This window comes from Phaeobacter sp. CC-HEC084, assembly GCF_059429255.1.
The window spans coordinates 1-17,509 of sequence record NZ_JCAIJQ010000003.1 but is presented as its reverse complement, the minus strand read 5'-3'; the positions used below and the strand labels follow the sequence as shown (position 1 = coordinate 17,509).

The window sequence follows — 17,509 nt, the reverse complement described above, 5'->3', positions numbered from 1 at the left end:
TGGCGGGGCATGGCAATATCAATCACCGCCAAAACGGGCTCGGCCTGTGCAATACTGTTACCGGCCATGGTCGGTCTGCCTTGCGGTGTAGTTTGTGCAAAACCACTGTAGGGACCTGAAACCCGGCTATGATCGCCTACTGCGCAATCTGTGGGCTCCGCAGGCAATCATAGCCTTCAATCAGCGCTATTCCGAAGGTGTAACGGAACGGAGTTCACCAGCCGGGCCATCCTGAGATGGGCCGACCACAATGCCATTCCCTGCACTACATTGACCCCGGCAAGCCACGACAGAATGCGTTCATCAAGTCATTCAACGGCAGCCTGCGTGACGAACTTCTGAATGAGGAGATATTCGACATGACCTGCCCCCCGCGAAATCCCTCACCGTGATGTAGAGTCTGCGCCAACTCTGAAGGAGCAGACACATGCGAAAGAGCCGTTTCACCGAGGCGCAAATCATTGGGATGATCAAAGAGCAGGAGGCCGGAATGCCGACGGTCGAGGTATGCCGCAGGCATGGCCTGAGCACCGCTACGTTCTACAAACTGAAGGCCAAGTATGGCGGGATGGAAGTGTCCGAGGCTGCAAGGCTGAAAGCGCTTGAGGATGAGAACGCCAAGCTCAAACGCCTGCTGGCGGACACCATGCTGGATAATGTCGTGTTGAAAGATCTTTTGGGAAAGAACTGACGACATTGATCAAGCGGTGAGAGGCAGCGCTCCGGGTGATGCGGGATCATGAGATCTCGCAGCGCCGGGCGTGTCGGCTGGTCGGTGTCGATCCCAAAACAGTTCGGCGTGAACGCCCGCCGGACTATGCCGAGATACGCAAGGAGATGCAGGAGATCGCCGGTAAGCGGCGCAGGTTCGGTTACCGCCGGATCGGCTTGCTGCTGGAGCGCAAGGGCATGACCATGAACCACAAGAGCTGTATCGCATCTACCGCGAGGAAGGGCTGTCCGTGAAAAGGCGGCGCGGTCGCAAGCGCGCACGTGGGACGAGGACGCCGATGCCGATCGCGGGACAACCCAATGCGCGGTGGTCCCTGGACTTCGTGTCCGACAGCTTCGGCACCTCGCGGAAGTTCCGGATTCTGGCGGTGATCGACGACTGCACGCGCGAGTGTTTGTGCCATGTAGCAGACACGAGCCTGTCCGGCGCACGGGGCGCCCGGGAGCTCAGCGCTCTGATCCGGATCTACGGTAAGCCCGGCTGCATTGTCAGTGACAATGGGACGGAGTTCACCAGTCGGGCCATGCTGAAGTGGGCAGATCAGAACGAGGTGCCGTGGCATTACATCGATCCGGGCAAGCCGCAGCAGAATGCGTTCATCGAAAGCTTTAACGGCAGCCTCAGGGACGAGCTGCTGAACGAGGAAATATTCGACACCCTGGAAGATGCGCGGCGTAAGCTGGCCCTCTGGCGCTACGACTACAATACGGTCAGACCACACTCGTCCCTGGCCAACCAGACACCGCAGCAAGCGCGCCGGACGCTTGAGCAATTTGAGGGCTCCGCGCCCGGCGCGCTTGCGCCAGACGGCGAAGCCGTTTACCCAAATCCGACCTGCAGACTCTTGTTATGAATGAGGGACCGGCAGGGGGCAGGTCAAAAATCAAACCCACAGACTCTCGTCATGAACGAGGACCAGCAGGGGGAAGGTCACACCAAGTGTGTCTTGATGCCTCATATACTTTGTGTGTTGATAAAAGTATTCGGTTCGTATCTTCAGTTTGAGAAATATCATTCGTGGTGATAATGTTGGAAACTGGCGTGACAGAGGCAAAAACGGTGGCAAGAGAAACATTCCCTTTCGATATTCCATATTCAGAAAGATCCTTGGCAATTGCATGTACTAGGGGACGTCATGCTGTTGTCAGCCACTTCACAGACCTACTAAAGGATGCTGGTTTGACAGAGCAGCAGTGGCGCGTTATACGCATCATATCGGATTTTGCTCCCTTGTCATTGAACGAACTATCGCAAAAGTCGTGTATCCATAAAGTGAGCATGACAAGGATAGTCCGCGCCCTTACGGAGCGCGAACTAATCTACACTGAGAAAGATCCAGATGACTTGCGGTCTTTCAAAGCTAGCTTGACGCCTTCCGGAAAAGATTTTGTCGAAAATCTTCGCCCAAAATCTGAAAAGATCGCGCAGGGGATTATTGGGCACTTTGGCGAAGAGAATGCGACGCAGCTTCTGCATTTGTTGAACATGCTTTCACAGCTCAATGACAATGGTCGTTAAGCCTGTTCATCCGGAATCTCAATTCGTAGTCCTTCTAAGTCGCTAGTTACTTCAATCTGACAAATCAAGCGAGAGGTTGGTTTTGGTTCGTGTGCGAATTCAAGCATGTCTGCTTCGTCACCTTCGGCCAAACCTGTTTTTTCAAGCCAACTGACGTCAATGTAGGCATGACAAGTCGCACAGGAACAGGCCCCTCCGCATTCTGCTACGATCCCGTGGACACCATTAGACACGGCACCTTCCATGACGGAATGCCCCTCAGCCACATCTACCGCACGTTCGGTTCCATCGGCTTCAACATAGATAATTTTGACCATCTTTTCTCCTCGGTCGAATAGGTTCCTAGCCTCCGGCTAGGCTCAGAATTTGGCGAGGTCCCACGAGGGATCGCAGATCAACTCGGGGCAGGGACGGTGAGCAACGGCCAACCAACGCTTTGCCATCATAAAGGATCGGGCGTCGTTTATTGCATCACACGCGATCATTTCTTCACCCTTGAAATACCAATTGGAGAAAGCTCCAGGTTTAGTCCCCGGTCGAGTCACAACTTTGGTATATCCAAGGTTGAGGCCCGCGATCTGGAGCTTGCAGTCGTATTGATCTGACCAGAACCATGGCACGGGCGCATAGCTGGGCCCACCAGGGCACACGATGTCATCAGCAATGTGTTCGGCTTGAGCGATGGCGTTGTGAACGGATTCTAGGCGAATCATGTCGCCCCGGTACGGTAACCGGGCACAATCACCAGCGGCGCGAATATCGGGATCTGAGGTTCGTCCCCAACCGTCGACGATAATACCACCGGCACACTCAAGGCCTGCTTCACGTGCAATTGTATCATTGGGCAGCAAACCGATACCGAACACGGCAACATCAAAGGAAACTTCGTCGCCCTCAGTCAATTTTACGAATGATGGTCGCTGTTCCGGTCCTTCGAAGCTTTCAATCGAAACCCCCTCGCGGAGGGTGACACCATTTTCAGTGTGCAAGTGTCGGAAATAGTCAGCTGTTTGTGAACACGCGACGCGGCCCAAAATACGCGGCGCTTGTTCCAGTAAAGTCACCTTCAGCCCACGCTTCCGTGCCACAGCTGCGAGTTCCAGACCAATATACCCACCACCAACAACCAGCAGATGCTTACCAGGCGCAAGGCGCTCGCGCATTGCGTCCGCATCGCTGATAGCCCGCAATGTGAATATATTCTCCGGCAAAGTATCGCCTAGATCGTCAGGTTGCCGGGGTCTTCCTCCAGTGGCAAATATCAACGTTTCATAGTCAAGGCTATTGTCATCGTTCCCGTCAAAAAAAACTCTCCTGGCCGCACGATCGACCCTAGCAACACGTCGATCAAGCAAAAGCTCAATACCGTTCTCTTCATAAGTTTCAGCCGGCTTCAGAGAAAGCCGATCACGTGCAAGTTCTCCGGTTAGATATTTCTTAGAGAGCGGAGGGCGCTGATATGGCGGCCAGACTTCGTCGCCGATCATTGTAATAGAGCCGCGATATCCTTTTTGACGCAGGCGAAATGCCATAGACACTCCCGCCTGGCCAGCGCCGACGATTACGACCTTTTTACCGCATCCATCATTTTGCATTGTCGTTACCAAATATCCCCAAGAAGGAATTGCTCCTCAAACTCTCCAAATGACACCTTTACACGAATCTCGTTCAAAACCTCGCATTCAAGCGTCGATGACCCAGCCAGGCTTTGCCCGTTCGCTGTCTTTAAAACCTCACTTGCAAAATTCTTTGCGGTTTCCCGTGTTAGGCACCACTCGAGTACCGGACGCACTCCGAATTCTGCCACCCATAGACCTTGCCGTTCGTTTCTCGCTGTGCCGAGTTCATGTAGAACAACCTGCGTATCTTCTGAAAATACGCCTTCAGATGTCAGTTCTACGGATTGTCCACTCTCAGCGAAGCGTAACAGCAATTCGGAGAATCTCTGCAACTCATCAGCGGCCCCCAAGATAAGTAACAAGGGGTGAAAATCGCACGGCATATAACGCATTCTCAGCATGGTTCAATCCTATGGCGCGTCATATGATCGCGTCTATTTCTTGGCTATGGATGAGCTCAACATCGTCGTCTTGAAAACGCATTTCCACCCACTGACCGTCACCCATGTTTTCAGTCACCGTGCCAATCCGCCCGTCTTTCAAGCGCAGTGTCTGGGCTTCGGTTACGTCCATAAGGTTTACGCCGATCCCGATATCGACATTGCCTTTATTGCTCATTGATTAGTTTCCTTATGTATTAGAAGAACGCTGTCAGGCACTTCGCAAGTAGTACGTTCTGATCAAGGATGATCTTGCGTTCGCGAATCTTCAGTGCCCCGTTCACACGAACTAAAGTATCGTAACGACGACCGACAAAGCTGTAGTGTTCGTGCTCGACTCGATTCTGATAGACATGAAAACGACAACTCGTCCTGATCTCAGAGGCGTTTTCGATCTCTGGAACAGTGGATCGAATCTGAACATTCGTGATCAAATGGGCGATCCGTGAAAGCGGTTCTTCGGCATAATGAACACCGGTCAAGATCTGTTCCACCCGTTTGCGAAGCGTCCATTTGTCTTCATTGAACCAACTGATACCCTCATCAACCCGGGTATTTTCTCGCTCATCGTGCATGCCAAACTTTACGTTCCGACGCATCGGCATGAAATAGACTACGTCTTCATGCATGAGCTCCAACCATTCATCGAAACGGCGTTCGTCAAGCATTGATGCTTCGTCATAGAAAAGCTCTTCTACTTCCCCACGGAGCCGAAAATAGGCATCGTTTCGGTCAAGGGTTGGCGAGCTAATGGCAACATTATCCATTGGATTTCTCCTCAATTTTAGTGCGTTTGAGCGGGACTGATGATCCTTGATGGGCAAAGCAGCCAACATCTATGATAGTTCCGCTTATGGCTTCAGCTTCCGGCGACATAAGCCAGGCGATCGCATTGCCCAAATCTGTGCCCGTCGTCACTCGCCCCGCCACGGTCCCGACCGCGCCGGGGCCAAGCCGGGATATGTCGCCCCCAACCCGCCCTAGACTCATTCCAGCAACGATACCTCCGCCACCCGGGATGACGGTGTTAACCCGGACCCGGTCGTAAAAATGGTCTAGAGCCATTGACGCGGACATTGCGATAATGCCGCCTTTAGATGTGGCATAAGCTGCCATGTTAGCTTTGCCCCAACCCGCTCCAGATCCAACATTGACAATACAGCCGCCACCATTGCTAACGAAATGAGGGATCACCGCACGAGACATCAGGAATGGCCCTCTCAGGTTCACTGCCATGATTTTGTCCCAAATTCCTGGGTCGGTATCCATGACGGTGCCCAAAGGTCCTATGGCGGCATTGTTGACTATTCCGTGAATCCTTCCGTGCCTTGCGATGGTGGTTTCAACGATCCGCGCAACATCTGCCTCGGAAGTGACATCAGCCTCCACTGCATGCAGGTCCAGTCCCCGGCTTTCTGCCTCACTGCGCAGAGCAGGAATGGAATTTCCTGCAATGCTAGAGATCTGCGGCGTTTCGAGGCCGAAAGCCGTCACTGGGTAGCCCGCCTCGGCCAAGCGCAACGAGATTTCACGCCCCAAGCCGAAGGTGCCGCCGGAAACGATAACCGCGCCAGAACTCATTCTTCAGCCTCTTTTGCGTTCGAGAAGCGAGGATCGTTCTGCCCCAGTAACTCGTCCCAATCAGCACCATCCAGATAAGAACGCCAACGCCGGTAATAACCACGCGCCATGTGTTCGGTCATCTTTGTCGTCACGCGTCCGCGCACTGTCAGCCCATTAACTTCCGGGTGAAGCTCCGCTTGATTCCGCGCCAGTTGGTAGTTGAATGGATAGCGCCGCGCGATCGTGCCGACACTGGCGCGTGTTGCGTAAAGCCAGTTTTCCATATCGTCTTGCTCGGTCATCCCAGCAGGACCGGAATAGCGCATGTAGAAACGCCTCAGAAAATCCTTTACCTTAGCTGGCGCGTCTGCATCAACAAGGAAGAAGCGCCAGCCCTCGGTCTCGGTGGTGCCATGCGGGTGCCATACGCATAGGTTCCGTGGTTGCCGACCATGATATGAGGTGTTTGGAAATATCGTGCCGGTAAACGGCAACAACCGAGCATTATCGCCAAGCCGCGCGTTGCGTTCGTTGTGACAATGCCGGAAGTACTCCTCAATTTCGGGATCATTCGCAAATTGCGCAATATATTCAGCCCCAGCCGCCTGCACCGCCGAATGAACACCGTGACCGGCCGCGAAACTAATCCAAACGTGCTTAGCCAACTCTAACTCGTTGTCGCGTCGACCCTTTGCTCCCGTCCGTGCCGAAGGTCCAATTCCAATGAGGTCAACCGATCGGTGGCTTGGGTTATGATACGAGTCGCCAAGGAAATTTTCGGAGGCAAGTTTCCAATTCGAAGGGAACACCCATTTGTGCACACCAATGACTTCTGATCCGCCAGGGCGTCCGTCACGGCAATCCAATGCTTGATCCAAATGAACCTTCGCATCGCCTAGATAGGTCTCGAATTCCGGCGCGTTTTCATCCCACGATGCCCAGATTGTGCCTTTGTAGTTGACCATTCTCGGAACTTCGATCAAGGACCATTTTTCTCGATCCAATACCCCGGCATAAAGTTCTTGGTACTGCGGAATACCGCGTACTTTTCCGTCGGTTGCATACGTCCAAGCATGATACGGACATGTGAAAAGAGAGGTGTTGCCTTGATCATAACGGCAAACCTTCATTCCTCTGTGGCGGCAGGAGTTAAGAAAGACATGAATCACGCCAGCCTTGTCCCGCACAAGGATCACAGATTCTTCACCCATTCGTGAAGTAAAGAAATCTCCGGGATTAGGAATTTGGCTTTCATGGCCGACGAAGAGCCAGGCTCGTGTGAAAAGCGTTTCAATTTCTTGCTGGTAGATGTCTTCGCTAACAAAAACCTCCCGGTCAACTACTCCCTCTTCGAGGTTTGTTTGGCCGGAAATTTCGAGATTGTGTTTCATTGGTTATCCTCTTTTTCAAGACGGGCACCGCGATGGGTGTCTAGCGTTTCGGGAGTTGATGAATTCATGGAGTCGGCCACATCTGAGAGCCGAAGACCTGGGAGCAGTGGCGCAAGGCCGAAGACGGAAACTCCAAGCGCAGTCAGACTTGTGGATCCAAACCAAACCGTCGCGCCGCCGCAGAAAATTGCCAGTGCAACCGCAAGCACCGCGAACACCCAGTTTGGAAGTCTGCTAAATGGACTCGGCAACATGGAAGACCGGAGTAGCATTACCGCAGCGGCACAGTTGGCAAGGACGATGATGATTTCAATCGTAGAGCCGTTTAGTAGGAGCGCGGGATTGTAAATCCAAAGAAACGGCAACAAATAGGCGCTGATCCCAAGCCTCAGTCCGTAGAACCCGGTTGTCCAGATGCTTGCGCCCGCTACTTGCGCCGCCACGATGCTACCCATTGCAATGGGTGGCGTAATCATGCTCATCAACCCGAAGTAAAATAGAAACAGGTGTGCTCCCAAAGGGTCAACGCCAAGCTCAATAACGGAAGGTGCCACGATTGTTACAAGTACTACATAAACAGCAACGGTCGGCATTCCCATTCCAAGCACGATGGACACCAGAGCGGCCATCAATAGCATCGCAAACATACCATACTGTTCTGCCAAATGTGTAAGCATGAGAGTCAGTTGGAAAGCGAAACCGGAAGAGTTCATCACGCCGATTACAGCACCTGCTCCCGCACCGATAAGGATGACAGGAATAGAATCGCTTCCTGTGCCTTTGATGACGGCCCAGAGATCAGTTGCCTTAATTCGGAAACGGTTGCGAATAGCATATGCGACCAGCACGGCCCCAGAAACAATTACCGCAGATTTTCCTGGATCATAACCCATTCCGAACATCAGCACGATCATTAGGAGTAGCGGCAGAACGAAAACCCAGCTACCGTTATAGACATCCTCTTTACGCGGTAGATCCTCCGACGATAGTCCGCGGATGTTTTCACAAGCGGCAATCGCATCAATCTTCACGAACAGGACAATATAGTAGAGTAGAGCGGGTGTAATTGCCGCGAGCACTACGGAACTGTAGGGCAGTTGTAGGAACTCCGCGATAATGAAAGCGGTTGCCCCCATTACCGGTGGCATGATCTGCCCGCCATTTGATGCGACAGCTTCGATCGCGCCCGCCTGATAAGGTCGGAAGCCTGTCTTCTTCATAAGTGGTATGGTTACGATGCCTGTGGACAAGATATTTGCTACTGTCGATCCTGACAGCATGCCAAACGCGGCGGATGCAAACGATGCACCCTTTGCCGGCCCGCCACGCCACCGTCCTAGCATTCGCATTGCCGAATTCGTGAAGAAAGTCATTCCTCCAGCAATTTCCATCATTTTTCCAAATAGAATGAAAGGAATTACTAGATTGATGATAATTCTCAGCACAATTCCCGGAATGCCGCTACTATCCGCATAAAGATAAAGCACCGTCTTAGTTGGCGGATACACCTCGGCACGCAGGACGCCAGGCAGAAAATGTCCGACAAAACCATAGGCGACGATACAGATTACCAATGACGCGATAATCATACCGCCGGACTTGCGTAGAGCCTCCATCATTAGTACTATGGCCACAATGCCTGGAATCCACATATCTGGCGTGCGATAAGCTAGCAAAAGCATCCAGCTTTCGAAGTTCAGTGCATACCAGAGCCAGCTTCCACTAGAAATCAGGGCAAGTGTAAAATCGATACCCGCACTGCGTTTGGAATATGGGTGTTTAAGAAAGGCGATACCAATGGCAAGTCCTGCAGCTATGGCAATCACCTGCTGCGTGACAAGTGACAGGCCCAAGTAGTCCTGCACGTTCATTACCCAGCCTATCGCTATCACGCAGAGCAGCGCGACGTAGATGTTGAGCAGATGGTTGTTAATTTTTTTCATCGCGCGCGTTTCCAAATCCCCGCCGCCAATGTCACGGCGGGGTCAAAGGTTTCAGTGATTTCTCAGGATAATCAGCGCGACACGCGCGCCTGGTTCGCATCATGTTGGTCGGTCCACAAACCGATTTCTTGATAATATCGAACCGCACCGGGATGGTAAGGAATGGTTGACTCGGCGAGAGCCAGATCATTCAGGGCAACGCCTCGGAGGGGCGGGTAGTCTTTCTTCAATTGCTCCCAGTTTTCATGAAGCGTGCGAGTGAGCGTATAGGCGTCCTCGTCTGACAATGATGTGCTTGTGACAAGCAGCGTGTCATAATTTACGATACTGGTTTCTTCGGTCACAAATGGACGGGCGGGAACGGGCTTGGTGACGCCCAGACGTGTTCCAGGGACAAGCTGTTCATAGAAACCTTCGCTGGCCTTTGCGCCATTCGTGATAACTACGATTCCACCTTTCGCAGCACTATTGGCTTCAATCAGGTCAGGCATCGTGACGGCGACGGGTGCTGCATCAGCGCGTCCTTCCACGACGGCATTGATACCATCAAGTAATCCACCGGAATTTGCAAAAACAACATCGTCCGTTGTCAGGCCGGCACTTTCCAGCATGGCCTTGTTCACTAAGGTCAGGGCCACGTTGGTCGGCATGTTTCCCATGACCCTCTTTCCGGCCAGGTCTTCCATTCGCGTAATTCCGGAATCTCGAGCCGCAATATACGCGTAGGGCAGAATCCAAATACGGCCGAGTGTACGAAGATTGGGGTTTGAAGCCGGGAACCCCTCGCCCGTGTAGGCTAAGCCTGCATCCATGGACGAAGAAAGACCCAGTGTCATTTCTCCATTGTTGATATATGGCAGGTAGACTGACGAACCCACTTGGGGTTGCGCCGTTGATCGAATGCCAAGCTCTTCCTGGAACATCTTGGCGAAACCGCCCCCGATCAGGAAAAAAGTGGAACCTGCAGGATTGGTGCCAATGGTGATGCTTCGAAGTTCGGCGTTTGCAGGTGCTGCCGCGATAGAAGCAAGAAGCGACAGTGCTGCCACGGTGTTTCTCAGAGTTTTCATGCGTTTCCTCCCTTAGAATGCTTGAGCAAATTTTCAAAACATTGTCCTCCCTTTGAGGACTAGTCGATTATTGGACAAGTAGTCAACAAGTTGACTAAAAATTTGAGAAGGCCGGGCACTGCGACGTAGAGAAAGTCTCAAAAATAGCTTAAAAACATAAAGCTACGTGAAGGTGCGGGTGGGTCGAGCGTAAGTGCATCAAGAAGCCCAAGCATCGGTTGGCTTCTAGCCACAGATGAGACTACGTGCTGGATTGTGGGGCGATTCGGATCGGCCATCTAAAGTGGGAATTGCAAACAGGCCGGTTTGCAACTCCACAACCTCCGAACTGACCTGATGCTGTGGGCGGCCCCTGCGCCAGCTTAGTGTACAATGATTTGGCCTTTAAGCCAGCTCTAAGGAGCCACATCACATGTTTGAGGATTGAACCGAACCGGGTTTGCCGGAGGCTCCAAGTCCTGAGTAGGATGGAGCATCATGAGCAAGACGACGTACAAATATTCACCGGAAGTACGCGAACGCGCTGTTCGCATGGTTTTGGACATCGCAGGGCAGCATGAGAGCCGCTGGCGGTGATCCTATCGATTTCCTCGAAGATCGGTTGCGCAGCCCAGATGCTGAACGAGCGGGTCAAGAAGGCCGAAGTTGATCGCGGAGACCGCGCCGGTATCACGACCGAAATGGCCGTGAAATTGAAGGCCTTGGAACGCGAGAATCGCGAACTGAAGCAAGTCAACGAGATCCTGCCGAAGGCGTCAGCATATTTTGCACAGGCGGAGCTCGACCGCCGGTCCAAGACATGATCGCCTTTATCGAAGAGCAATGTGACACCATCGGGGTCGGGCCGATCTACAAGCCCCTGCCGATTGCCTAGTCCACGTTCTACGACCGCACGGCCAAGAGGCCGAACGCAGATCTGCTGCCGGCTCGGGCGAAGCGGGAAATGGACTTGAAGCTCGAGATCGAGTGTGTCCGGGAACAGAACTACAAGGTCTACGGCGTTCGAAAGGTTTGGCACCAGCTGCGCCGGGACGGTTTCGATGTAGCCAGATGCACGGTAGCGTGGCGGCATTGCCAAGTTGATCACGGGGTTCCGTCGGGATAGGCGGTCATCATGAAAACCGTGCCGACAATTCGACGCCTGAAGGGCTTTCGTTTTCCCCGCGAGATCATCTCCTATGCCGTCTGGGCTTACCATCGGTTTGCGCTGAGCACGGCAGATGTCGAGGATCTGCTGGCCGAACGCGGCGTGATGGTCAGCCGGGAAACCGTCCGGAACTGGGTGAACCGGTTTGGCCGCCATTTCGCCGATTGCATCAAGCGCGACAGGCCGGGCGCCAGTGACAAATGGCACTTGGATGAAGTCGTTGTTCCGATCAATGGCGTGAAGTTCTGGCTTTGGCGGGCAGTCGACGCGAATGGGAATGTGCTCGACATTCTCGTGCAAAAGCAACGTAATGCAAAGGCCGCCAGCCGGTTCTTGAAGCGGCTGATCGACCGGTTTGGCGCGCCGCGGGTCGTGATCACCGACAAGCTGCGCAGTTACATCAGGCCGATCCGCAACCTCGTGGCGAATGCTGATCATCGGGCGCACAAGGGCTTGAACAACCGGATCGAAGGATCCCATCGGCCAACCCGCAAGCGAGAGAAACTCATGGGGCGGTTCAAGTCACCCGGACAGGCTCAGAGATTTCTGGACGCACATGACCAGATCAACATGTTCTTCCGTCCCCGCCGCTATCGTCTTACCGCCACATCGTACCGCCACGCCCGATCCGATGCCTTTGATCTTTGGAACGGCTACGCACTCGAGATGACCGCATGACGGGCGCGGAGCAGGCCGCATTCAGCCGGGTGCAAATAAGTTGGCAATGCCCTCTGACCGTATAGGCTCCGCGAGAGAACCCAAACAGCAGCACGCGATCACCGGGCTCGTAATGGGCAATGATCTGCTCGTAGCAATCGATGATGTTGTGGTCGATGCCAGTTCCGACGGCGCTTTCAAGAATCGGCTTGATCCGGCCGAAAAATCCGCCCCGCTCTCCCGTTCCCAGGCCGGGGTCGTAAAAGGCCACTTGGTCCTTCGGGCCAATTGGTGAATCTGGGCCGGGACGCATGGCTCGATACATTTTGTAGACATTCGATAGCCGTTGGTCCGGCCTGGCGCCACCCATCTGGCCGGTTCCGTCCGAGAATATGCATATGTTCTTCGCCATGATTTAGCTTTTGCCTTCGCTCGGACGAATTTCGATTGGCTTGGGACGTCCGCCTGACCGTTTTAGGGAGAAAGGAAGAAAGCAGTCGATTTCATCGTCGGAAAAGGTCATATCTTCTAGCTTTTTCAGTCGATGTTGCGCTTCCCGGTATGCCTTACCGTCAGTCTGTGGTGCGCTTGCATAAAGGGCTGCGAGAGCCGCCTGCAGTTCGTCACGACGCTCGATTGCTGCTTCGTGCTCAAGCCTTACGAGGTCCGTCAGAAGCGAAAGATAACACTCACGGACATTCCAGAGCTTTGCAGCTGCGTCGCGGTGCTTTTGGGCGATGGCGCCTGGGTCGAAGTTTTTTAGGTAAGCGGCTACGAACAGCGTCAGGAAAGAGACCACGACGGTCGCGATCTCTACCCATTTCTGGTCACTTGCTATGACCCCGACTGCGCCGGCACTGGTAAGTGCTGAGAGCGCGATCTGGGCCATCTTGTATCTGCGCAAAGTAGCCGCGCAATGATCGGCCATACGTTCATGGGTCTTGTGGGTATAGACCACACGTCCGAAGCATTCCCTGACTTGGTCTTCAAATGCGACATCGTAGTCAGGCTGCATAGTCTTCGTCCTCGGCGTCTCGCACACGGATCGGTACACGGATCATGTCCCTTGCTATGACAACGCCACGGCTGACGGCGTAGCACTCGACGAGGTGATCGCCGCGGAAATTTGTCGTTTCTCGACGCTCGCCGCGTCCGTCGTCGCGCACGATCTGACCCCGGATCATATCGCGGCGCTCGGCTTCGTCACCTCGGTTCAGGACTTTCCAGTACAGCTCAATATCATCTGGCAGGTCCGATGTGTCGGAAAGAAAAAACCGAAGTTCTTTCTGCGGTCGGAGGATACCGTACCCTTCTAGTAGCTCACGGAGCATCGTAGGGCGGAACCCATTCTGAGTAACCTCGCAGTTGATTCGAAGATGATGGCGAATATCGACACGGAACCTGTCTTCAACAAACTGTTCAGTGTCTCTAAAGACATGGGAATACGCTGCGGACTCTCCCGCTGCGCTCTTCGTCACAGGTGCCGGATAGGCATTGCCGAATACGTCACGCCACTTTTGGCGCTCATTCTTTTCACCGCTGGCCTCGATTGCCTTAACGCACAAGTCATAGGCCTTCTTGGCCTTCGTCTCGAAGCGCTTCTTGACCCGCACTCGTTGCCGACTACCCAATGCGGCGTATTCGGATTGCTTCGGTTGATCGGCCAGAAACTTGAAAAAATCCCGGCACATCCAGTCATAATAGTAATAGCTTCGATCGTCGTATTCGTCTGTCGATTCTAGGAAATTGTACGCCAAGGTATCGATCAATAGTCCGCCCATGGCGACACCGTGTTTGTTTTTCCACGCCCTCGCCATTTTACAAAGTCGACGAAGGTTGCGGTTCTTGCGCTTGTTGGCCTCGCGCATTTCATCAATTTCTGCCTGCGGCTTAGTGATCTTCCACGATCCGCCATTCGCGGTATCTGGGTATTTGTAACTACCATCATCCTGCTTGAACGCTGGCATCACTTCTATGTGGAAGTCCTTGTAAAGGACGCGAACAACCAAACGGTCCACACGTACCGTTGTAGACGGATAGCGACGCTTGATAGCTTCTTTGGTGTCTTGGAGCAGCTTGGTCTGACCACTGTTCTTATAGTCGTCCCATTTTCCGGCGGGCATGATGTAAATCATGTCCAAGTCAGACACACCCTTGATGGCGGTCCACCGTCCGTAGGATCCAACTTGGAGGCTGTTTGCTGTCTTGGATTCGGTATCTCGGAACTGCTTGTTAAGGGCAGCTGTAACCTCGCCGTACCGTAGCGAAATAGTTTCGGCGTTATCGACCTGGATGTTTTCCAAAAACGCTTTGAAATCGTCGGAAATGCTCATTTGACCTCAACTTCTCTTCTGGAAACACACACCAAGACCGCCCGATCGCAGGGCTTGGCCTCAGCTTGCGCCCATGATTTTCTTTGCTTCTGCGATGGCTTTTGGCGAACCTTCGACATTCCAAGTCGCCTTGCCATTTCGAACCTGCTTGGTGACCTTAACTGGTTGACCTGTTTCGGGATCACAAAGGGTTCGCAGGCGTCGCTCCACCTCGCCTTCGGCCTTGGCAAGCATATCCTTCTTGATGCCGTCAAAGAACTGTTGGCTCGACATTTTGCGCCCGTTGCGTCTGAATTCTAGCATCTGCTCAACTCCCTAGTTCCCATGTCTTCTCCTGTATGTGCTTCTGCCCATCTACTCCGCGAGGAGGTTTCCAAGGCGAGATTGCTATCTTTCGCGCACAGTAGTTTTCGGGTTGGCCTTCCCGTACTTCGCCGTCACAAAACGACCACTTACAGCGCTTCGGTAGCTCCCGCCCGTGGACCCACTCTTTCCGGGCGCCTCTAGGATAGTCGTCCGTGGATGCGATTTCCCGTATGTCTTCGTGACGTAGCGACCCGACTTCGCGCTGCGGTATCCGCCGCCACCTTTTCCCTGGTTTGCCATGATCTGCCCCTTTCGTTTCCAGTGCCCGATTCTTGTTGGTCATACTTAGGATGGATGGTTAACCGCGTGTTGTCAATACAAGCACAACGACAGAATGAAATGTTTAAAATACAAACATGATGTTTGAGATATTGACACGGCAATGACAAAAATGGTAACGGAGCGCATGTCAAGGGAACTGATACACAGGGCGTTCGGTCGTGCAGTGGCGACCAGAAGGAAGCAGCAAGGCAACATGACCCAATTGGAGCTCGCTCAGAAAACGGGGCTCTCGCGTGCGTCGATTGCGAACATAGAGCGCGGTCAGCAGAATGTTGGCCTCCATCACCTTTATTCGATAGCCAACGCACTCGAAGTGTCTTCGTTATCTGACCTGCTACCTCCTCTGAGTATTGGTCAGAATAGGGAGGAAGAACCGCAAATGCGTACTAGCGAGAAACTGTCTGAGGCCAGCAAGGCAGGTGTAGAGCAACTCATCCGCAACGCTTTGAAACAGGGCGCGAAGCAGAGTACCGGACGATGAGTGCGGACAAAGAACGAGCAATCACGGCGGCGCGCAGAATACTTGAAGAGCACAATATTCAACGAGCGCCAGTTCCCGTAGAGCGCATTATCAAGAGCCGGAACATAGTGCTTGATTACGCGCCTCTGGATGAGGACTTATCGGGTATGGCCTATAGCCAAGACGGCGTTTCGATGATCGGGGTAAACGCTTTGCACCATCCCAATCGACAAAGGTTTTCGGCGGCGCATGAGCTGGCTCATCACGTATTGCATGAGGAAAGACTGCATGGCGAAGTTCACCTTTCCAAGGGGTTGCGGGCATTGAGGCGCGATCAAGTATCTTCGCAAGGCACAGACCCGTTGGAGGTCGAAGCGAATACATTCGCGTCGGAACTTCTAATGCCTCACCAACTACTGCTGGATGCTTGTGGCAAAGAGGGCTTGGATTTGGATGATGAGGCCAAGGTCGAGAAGCTCGCCAAGAAATTTCGGGTCAGCGTGTCTGCAATGAAATACCGGCTGGCCAACCTCATGTGATTTTGGTGGCCACATGTCGTTCATATTTTTTGACACTGAAACTACTGGTTTGCACGCTGGTTTCGATCAGATCGTTCAATTTGCAGCCGTCAGAACAGACAATGACCTCAACGAAACCGATCGGTTCGAATTGAGATCAAGAATCGATCCGAATGTTGTTCCGGACGTTCAGGCGATGCTTGCCAACGGTTTGTCAATTGAAGCACTGACAGACCAGCATCTTTCCACCCATTATCAAATGATGCGGGATTTGAATGAGCGGCTGCTGTCTTGGTCTCCAGCCATTTTTTTAGGATACAATTCCATAAGATTTGACGAAGAGTTTCTTCGCCATGCGTTGTATCGAACATTGCACCCTCCCTACCTTACGAGCCTTCATGGGAACGCTCGGAATGACGTTATGTCACTCGCTTTGTCCTGCTCGGCGTCTGGTGACAACGCCCTACGCGTGCCGCTCAAGGACTCAGGTGATCCAAGCTTCCGCTTGCATGATATTGCAGCGGCCAACGGAATTGCAGTGCTCAAGGCACACGATGCAATGTTCGACACACAAACAACGCTTGAGCTCTGCCGTCTTGTGAAGAAGCTGAGCCCGGATCTTTGGCGAAGGTTTGTGCGTTTCTCCAACAAAGCTTCGGTTGCCGATTTTGTTACGTCGGACGAACCCTTCGTACTTACGGAGTTTTATGGAAACAGAGCATATCACACTCCTGTAGTTTTCGTTGCAAATGAACCCGACCAACCAAATGGCATGCTTTGCTTGAGCTTGGTCGAGCCAATCGAAGAGCTCGCATCAATGTCAGATGAGCAGTTGGCAAGCTGGTTATTGAGCCCACCACGCCCAATCCGGAGAGTTCGATCAAACGCAGGTCCGACAATGATGCCACTTTGGGAAGCATCCGAGGAATTTTTCGTGGGCACCTCATGCGAAGAATTAGAGGATCGGGCCGCGCGAATTGTGGAAGACGAGGGGCTCAAAACTCGAATCGAGCGAGTCTTCTCAGAAAACCGTGCGCAGTATCCTGAGCCAGGTCATGTTGAAGAGATGTTGTACACCAAGTTTTCAAGTCGGAACGACGCTACGCTGTGTGATCGGTTCCACAGCGCTCCTTGGAGCGAACGGCACGCAATCGCACAGTCCTTCGAAGATGACCGACTCAAAGAACTAGCGCTGCGCATTTGCCACTTTGAATGCCGTTCTGCACTCGCACCCGAGTTGGTGCAGGCGATGGATGTCGATCTCGCGCATCGACTTATGTCTACCGACGCTCGGCCTCCGTCGGTTGAGCGGGCCCTAAAGAAAGTCGAAGAGGGGCGCCCGAGTTCCGAGTGTGAAGTGAGCGATATCGGGCTGCTGGAAGGCTATGGGGCCTTTCTTTCTGAGCGTCGGATAAAAATTATGAGGTTTCTTGAGGCGCAATAGGAGGCTGTACCGGTTCGTTGGGATG

20 protein-coding genes, 2 pseudogenes and 1 other annotated feature are annotated in these 17,509 nt (G+C 53.1%); of the genes and pseudogenes, 9 read left to right on the top strand and 13 right to left on the bottom strand.

What is annotated here, in order from left to right:
* Positions 1-201: 201 nt before the first annotated feature.
* The 3 genes and pseudogenes from AC5SSZ_RS12440 to AC5SSZ_RS12430 form a co-directional block, all read left to right on the top strand.
* A pseudogene (locus AC5SSZ_RS12440) lies at positions 202-359 on the top strand (integrase core domain-containing protein); the annotation flags it as partial.
* Between the two features lie 68 nt (positions 360-427).
* Positions 428-1,586 (top strand): annotated as a pseudogene (locus tag AC5SSZ_RS12435) (IS3 family transposase).
* Between the two features lie 188 nt (positions 1,587-1,774).
* Entirely contained in the window at positions 1,775-2,251 is a 477-nt protein-coding gene (locus AC5SSZ_RS12430; protein WP_243614726.1) for a MarR family transcriptional regulator, read from the top strand.
* Here the strand turns inward: AC5SSZ_RS12430 and AC5SSZ_RS12425 are convergent.
* From AC5SSZ_RS12425 to AC5SSZ_RS12385, 9 genes are all read right to left on the bottom strand, one after another.
* Entirely contained in the window at positions 2,248-2,568 is a 321-nt protein-coding gene (locus tag AC5SSZ_RS12425; protein ID WP_243614725.1) for a 2Fe-2S iron-sulfur cluster-binding protein, read from the bottom strand. The genes AC5SSZ_RS12430 and AC5SSZ_RS12425 overlap by 4 nt on opposite strands.
* A gap of 42 nt (positions 2,569-2,610) precedes the next feature.
* Positions 2,611-3,846 (bottom strand): NAD(P)/FAD-dependent oxidoreductase, encoded by a 1,236-nt coding sequence (locus AC5SSZ_RS12420; protein ID WP_279391860.1) that lies wholly within the window; start codon positions 3,844-3,846, stop codon positions 2,611-2,613.
* A 5-nt stretch (positions 3,847-3,851) separates the two neighbouring features.
* Positions 3,852-4,271 carry a hypothetical protein gene (locus AC5SSZ_RS12415; RefSeq protein WP_243614723.1) on the bottom strand — a complete coding sequence of 140 codons (420 nt, stop codon included), beginning with the start codon at positions 4,269-4,271 and terminating at the stop codon, positions 3,852-3,854.
* 19 nt (positions 4,272-4,290) lie between these two features.
* The gene (locus tag AC5SSZ_RS12410; RefSeq protein ID WP_243614722.1) at positions 4,291-4,488 is read right to left on the bottom strand and encodes a hypothetical protein; all 198 of its coding nucleotides are present in this window, start codon (positions 4,486-4,488) and stop codon (positions 4,291-4,293) included.
* A 19-nt stretch (positions 4,489-4,507) separates the two neighbouring features.
* Positions 4,508-5,077, bottom strand: coding sequence for a 3-phenylpropionate/cinnamic acid dioxygenase subunit beta (locus AC5SSZ_RS12405; protein ID WP_243614721.1), 570 nt, complete (start codon positions 5,075-5,077; stop codon positions 4,508-4,510).
* Positions 5,070-5,891, bottom strand: coding sequence for an SDR family NAD(P)-dependent oxidoreductase (locus AC5SSZ_RS12400; RefSeq protein WP_368999758.1), 822 nt, complete (start codon positions 5,889-5,891; stop codon positions 5,070-5,072). The genes AC5SSZ_RS12405 and AC5SSZ_RS12400 overlap by 8 nt, the downstream gene beginning before the upstream one ends.
* On the bottom strand, positions 5,888-7,264 hold the full coding sequence (locus AC5SSZ_RS12395; RefSeq protein WP_243614859.1) for an aromatic ring-hydroxylating oxygenase subunit alpha: 1,377 nt from the start codon (positions 7,262-7,264) through the stop codon (positions 5,888-5,890). The genes AC5SSZ_RS12400 and AC5SSZ_RS12395 overlap by 4 nt, the downstream gene beginning before the upstream one ends.
* A complete protein-coding gene (locus AC5SSZ_RS12390; RefSeq protein WP_368999757.1) occupies positions 7,261-9,207 on the bottom strand; it encodes a TRAP transporter permease in 1,947 nt (648 codons plus the stop codon). The genes AC5SSZ_RS12395 and AC5SSZ_RS12390 overlap by 4 nt, the downstream gene beginning before the upstream one ends.
* Positions 9,208-9,278: 71 nt before the next feature.
* Positions 9,279-10,277 (bottom strand): TAXI family TRAP transporter solute-binding subunit, encoded by a 999-nt coding sequence (locus AC5SSZ_RS12385; RefSeq protein WP_368999756.1) that lies wholly within the window; start codon positions 10,275-10,277, stop codon positions 9,279-9,281.
* Between the two features lie 572 nt (positions 10,278-10,849).
* Here AC5SSZ_RS12385 and AC5SSZ_RS12380 point away from each other — a divergent pair.
* From AC5SSZ_RS12380 to AC5SSZ_RS12370, 3 genes are all read left to right on the top strand, one after another.
* Positions 10,850-11,080: a transposase gene (locus AC5SSZ_RS12380; protein WP_495438387.1), complete on the top strand. Its 231-nt coding sequence runs from the start codon at positions 10,850-10,852 to the stop codon at positions 11,078-11,080.
* Positions 11,035-11,151, top strand: a sequence feature (AL1L pseudoknot). It overlaps the preceding gene by 46 nt.
* A gap of 69 nt (positions 11,152-11,220) precedes the next feature.
* A complete protein-coding gene (locus AC5SSZ_RS12375) occupies positions 11,221-11,382 on the top strand; it encodes an IS3 family transposase (protein WP_368999755.1) in 162 nt (53 codons plus the stop codon).
* Positions 11,383-11,391: 9 nt separating this feature from the next.
* Positions 11,392-12,102, top strand: coding sequence for an IS6 family transposase (locus AC5SSZ_RS12370; protein WP_008335478.1), 711 nt, complete (start codon positions 11,392-11,394; stop codon positions 12,100-12,102).
* Here the strand turns inward: AC5SSZ_RS12370 and AC5SSZ_RS12365 are convergent.
* The 4 genes from AC5SSZ_RS12365 to AC5SSZ_RS12350 are packed head-to-tail and all read right to left on the bottom strand — an operon-like array spanning position 12,023 to position 14,717.
* Positions 12,023-12,493, bottom strand: a complete 471-nt coding sequence (locus tag AC5SSZ_RS12365; RefSeq protein ID WP_495438345.1) for a phospholipase effector Tle1 domain-containing protein — start codon at positions 12,491-12,493, stop codon at positions 12,023-12,025. The genes AC5SSZ_RS12370 and AC5SSZ_RS12365 overlap by 80 nt on opposite strands.
* Positions 12,494-12,496: 3 nt before the next feature.
* Positions 12,497-13,096, bottom strand: a complete 600-nt coding sequence (locus AC5SSZ_RS12360) for an SLATT domain-containing protein (protein ID WP_027246206.1) — start codon at positions 13,094-13,096, stop codon at positions 12,497-12,499.
* Positions 13,086-14,414: an SMODS domain-containing nucleotidyltransferase gene (locus AC5SSZ_RS12355; protein WP_495438344.1), complete on the bottom strand. Its 1,329-nt coding sequence runs from the start codon at positions 14,412-14,414 to the stop codon at positions 13,086-13,088. The genes AC5SSZ_RS12360 and AC5SSZ_RS12355 overlap by 11 nt, the downstream gene beginning before the upstream one ends.
* A 60-nt stretch (positions 14,415-14,474) precedes the next feature.
* Positions 14,475-14,717: a hypothetical protein gene (locus AC5SSZ_RS12350; RefSeq protein WP_027246204.1), complete on the bottom strand. Its 243-nt coding sequence runs from the start codon at positions 14,715-14,717 to the stop codon at positions 14,475-14,477.
* 445 nt (positions 14,718-15,162) lie between these two features.
* On the opposite strand from AC5SSZ_RS12350, the gene AC5SSZ_RS12345 reads away from it, so the two are divergent.
* The 3 genes from AC5SSZ_RS12345 to AC5SSZ_RS12335 are packed head-to-tail and all read left to right on the top strand — an operon-like array spanning position 15,163 to position 17,484.
* A complete protein-coding gene (locus AC5SSZ_RS12345; protein ID WP_200796230.1) occupies positions 15,163-15,543 on the top strand; it encodes a helix-turn-helix domain-containing protein in 381 nt (126 codons plus the stop codon).
* Entirely contained in the window at positions 15,540-16,061 is a 522-nt protein-coding gene (locus AC5SSZ_RS12340; protein WP_027246202.1) for an ImmA/IrrE family metallo-endopeptidase, read from the top strand. Before AC5SSZ_RS12345 ends, AC5SSZ_RS12340 begins: the two co-directional genes overlap by 4 nt.
* Before the next feature lie 13 nt (positions 16,062-16,074).
* A complete protein-coding gene (locus tag AC5SSZ_RS12335; protein WP_027246201.1) occupies positions 16,075-17,484 on the top strand; it encodes an exonuclease domain-containing protein in 1,410 nt (469 codons plus the stop codon).
* Positions 17,485-17,509 lie beyond the last annotated feature (25 nt).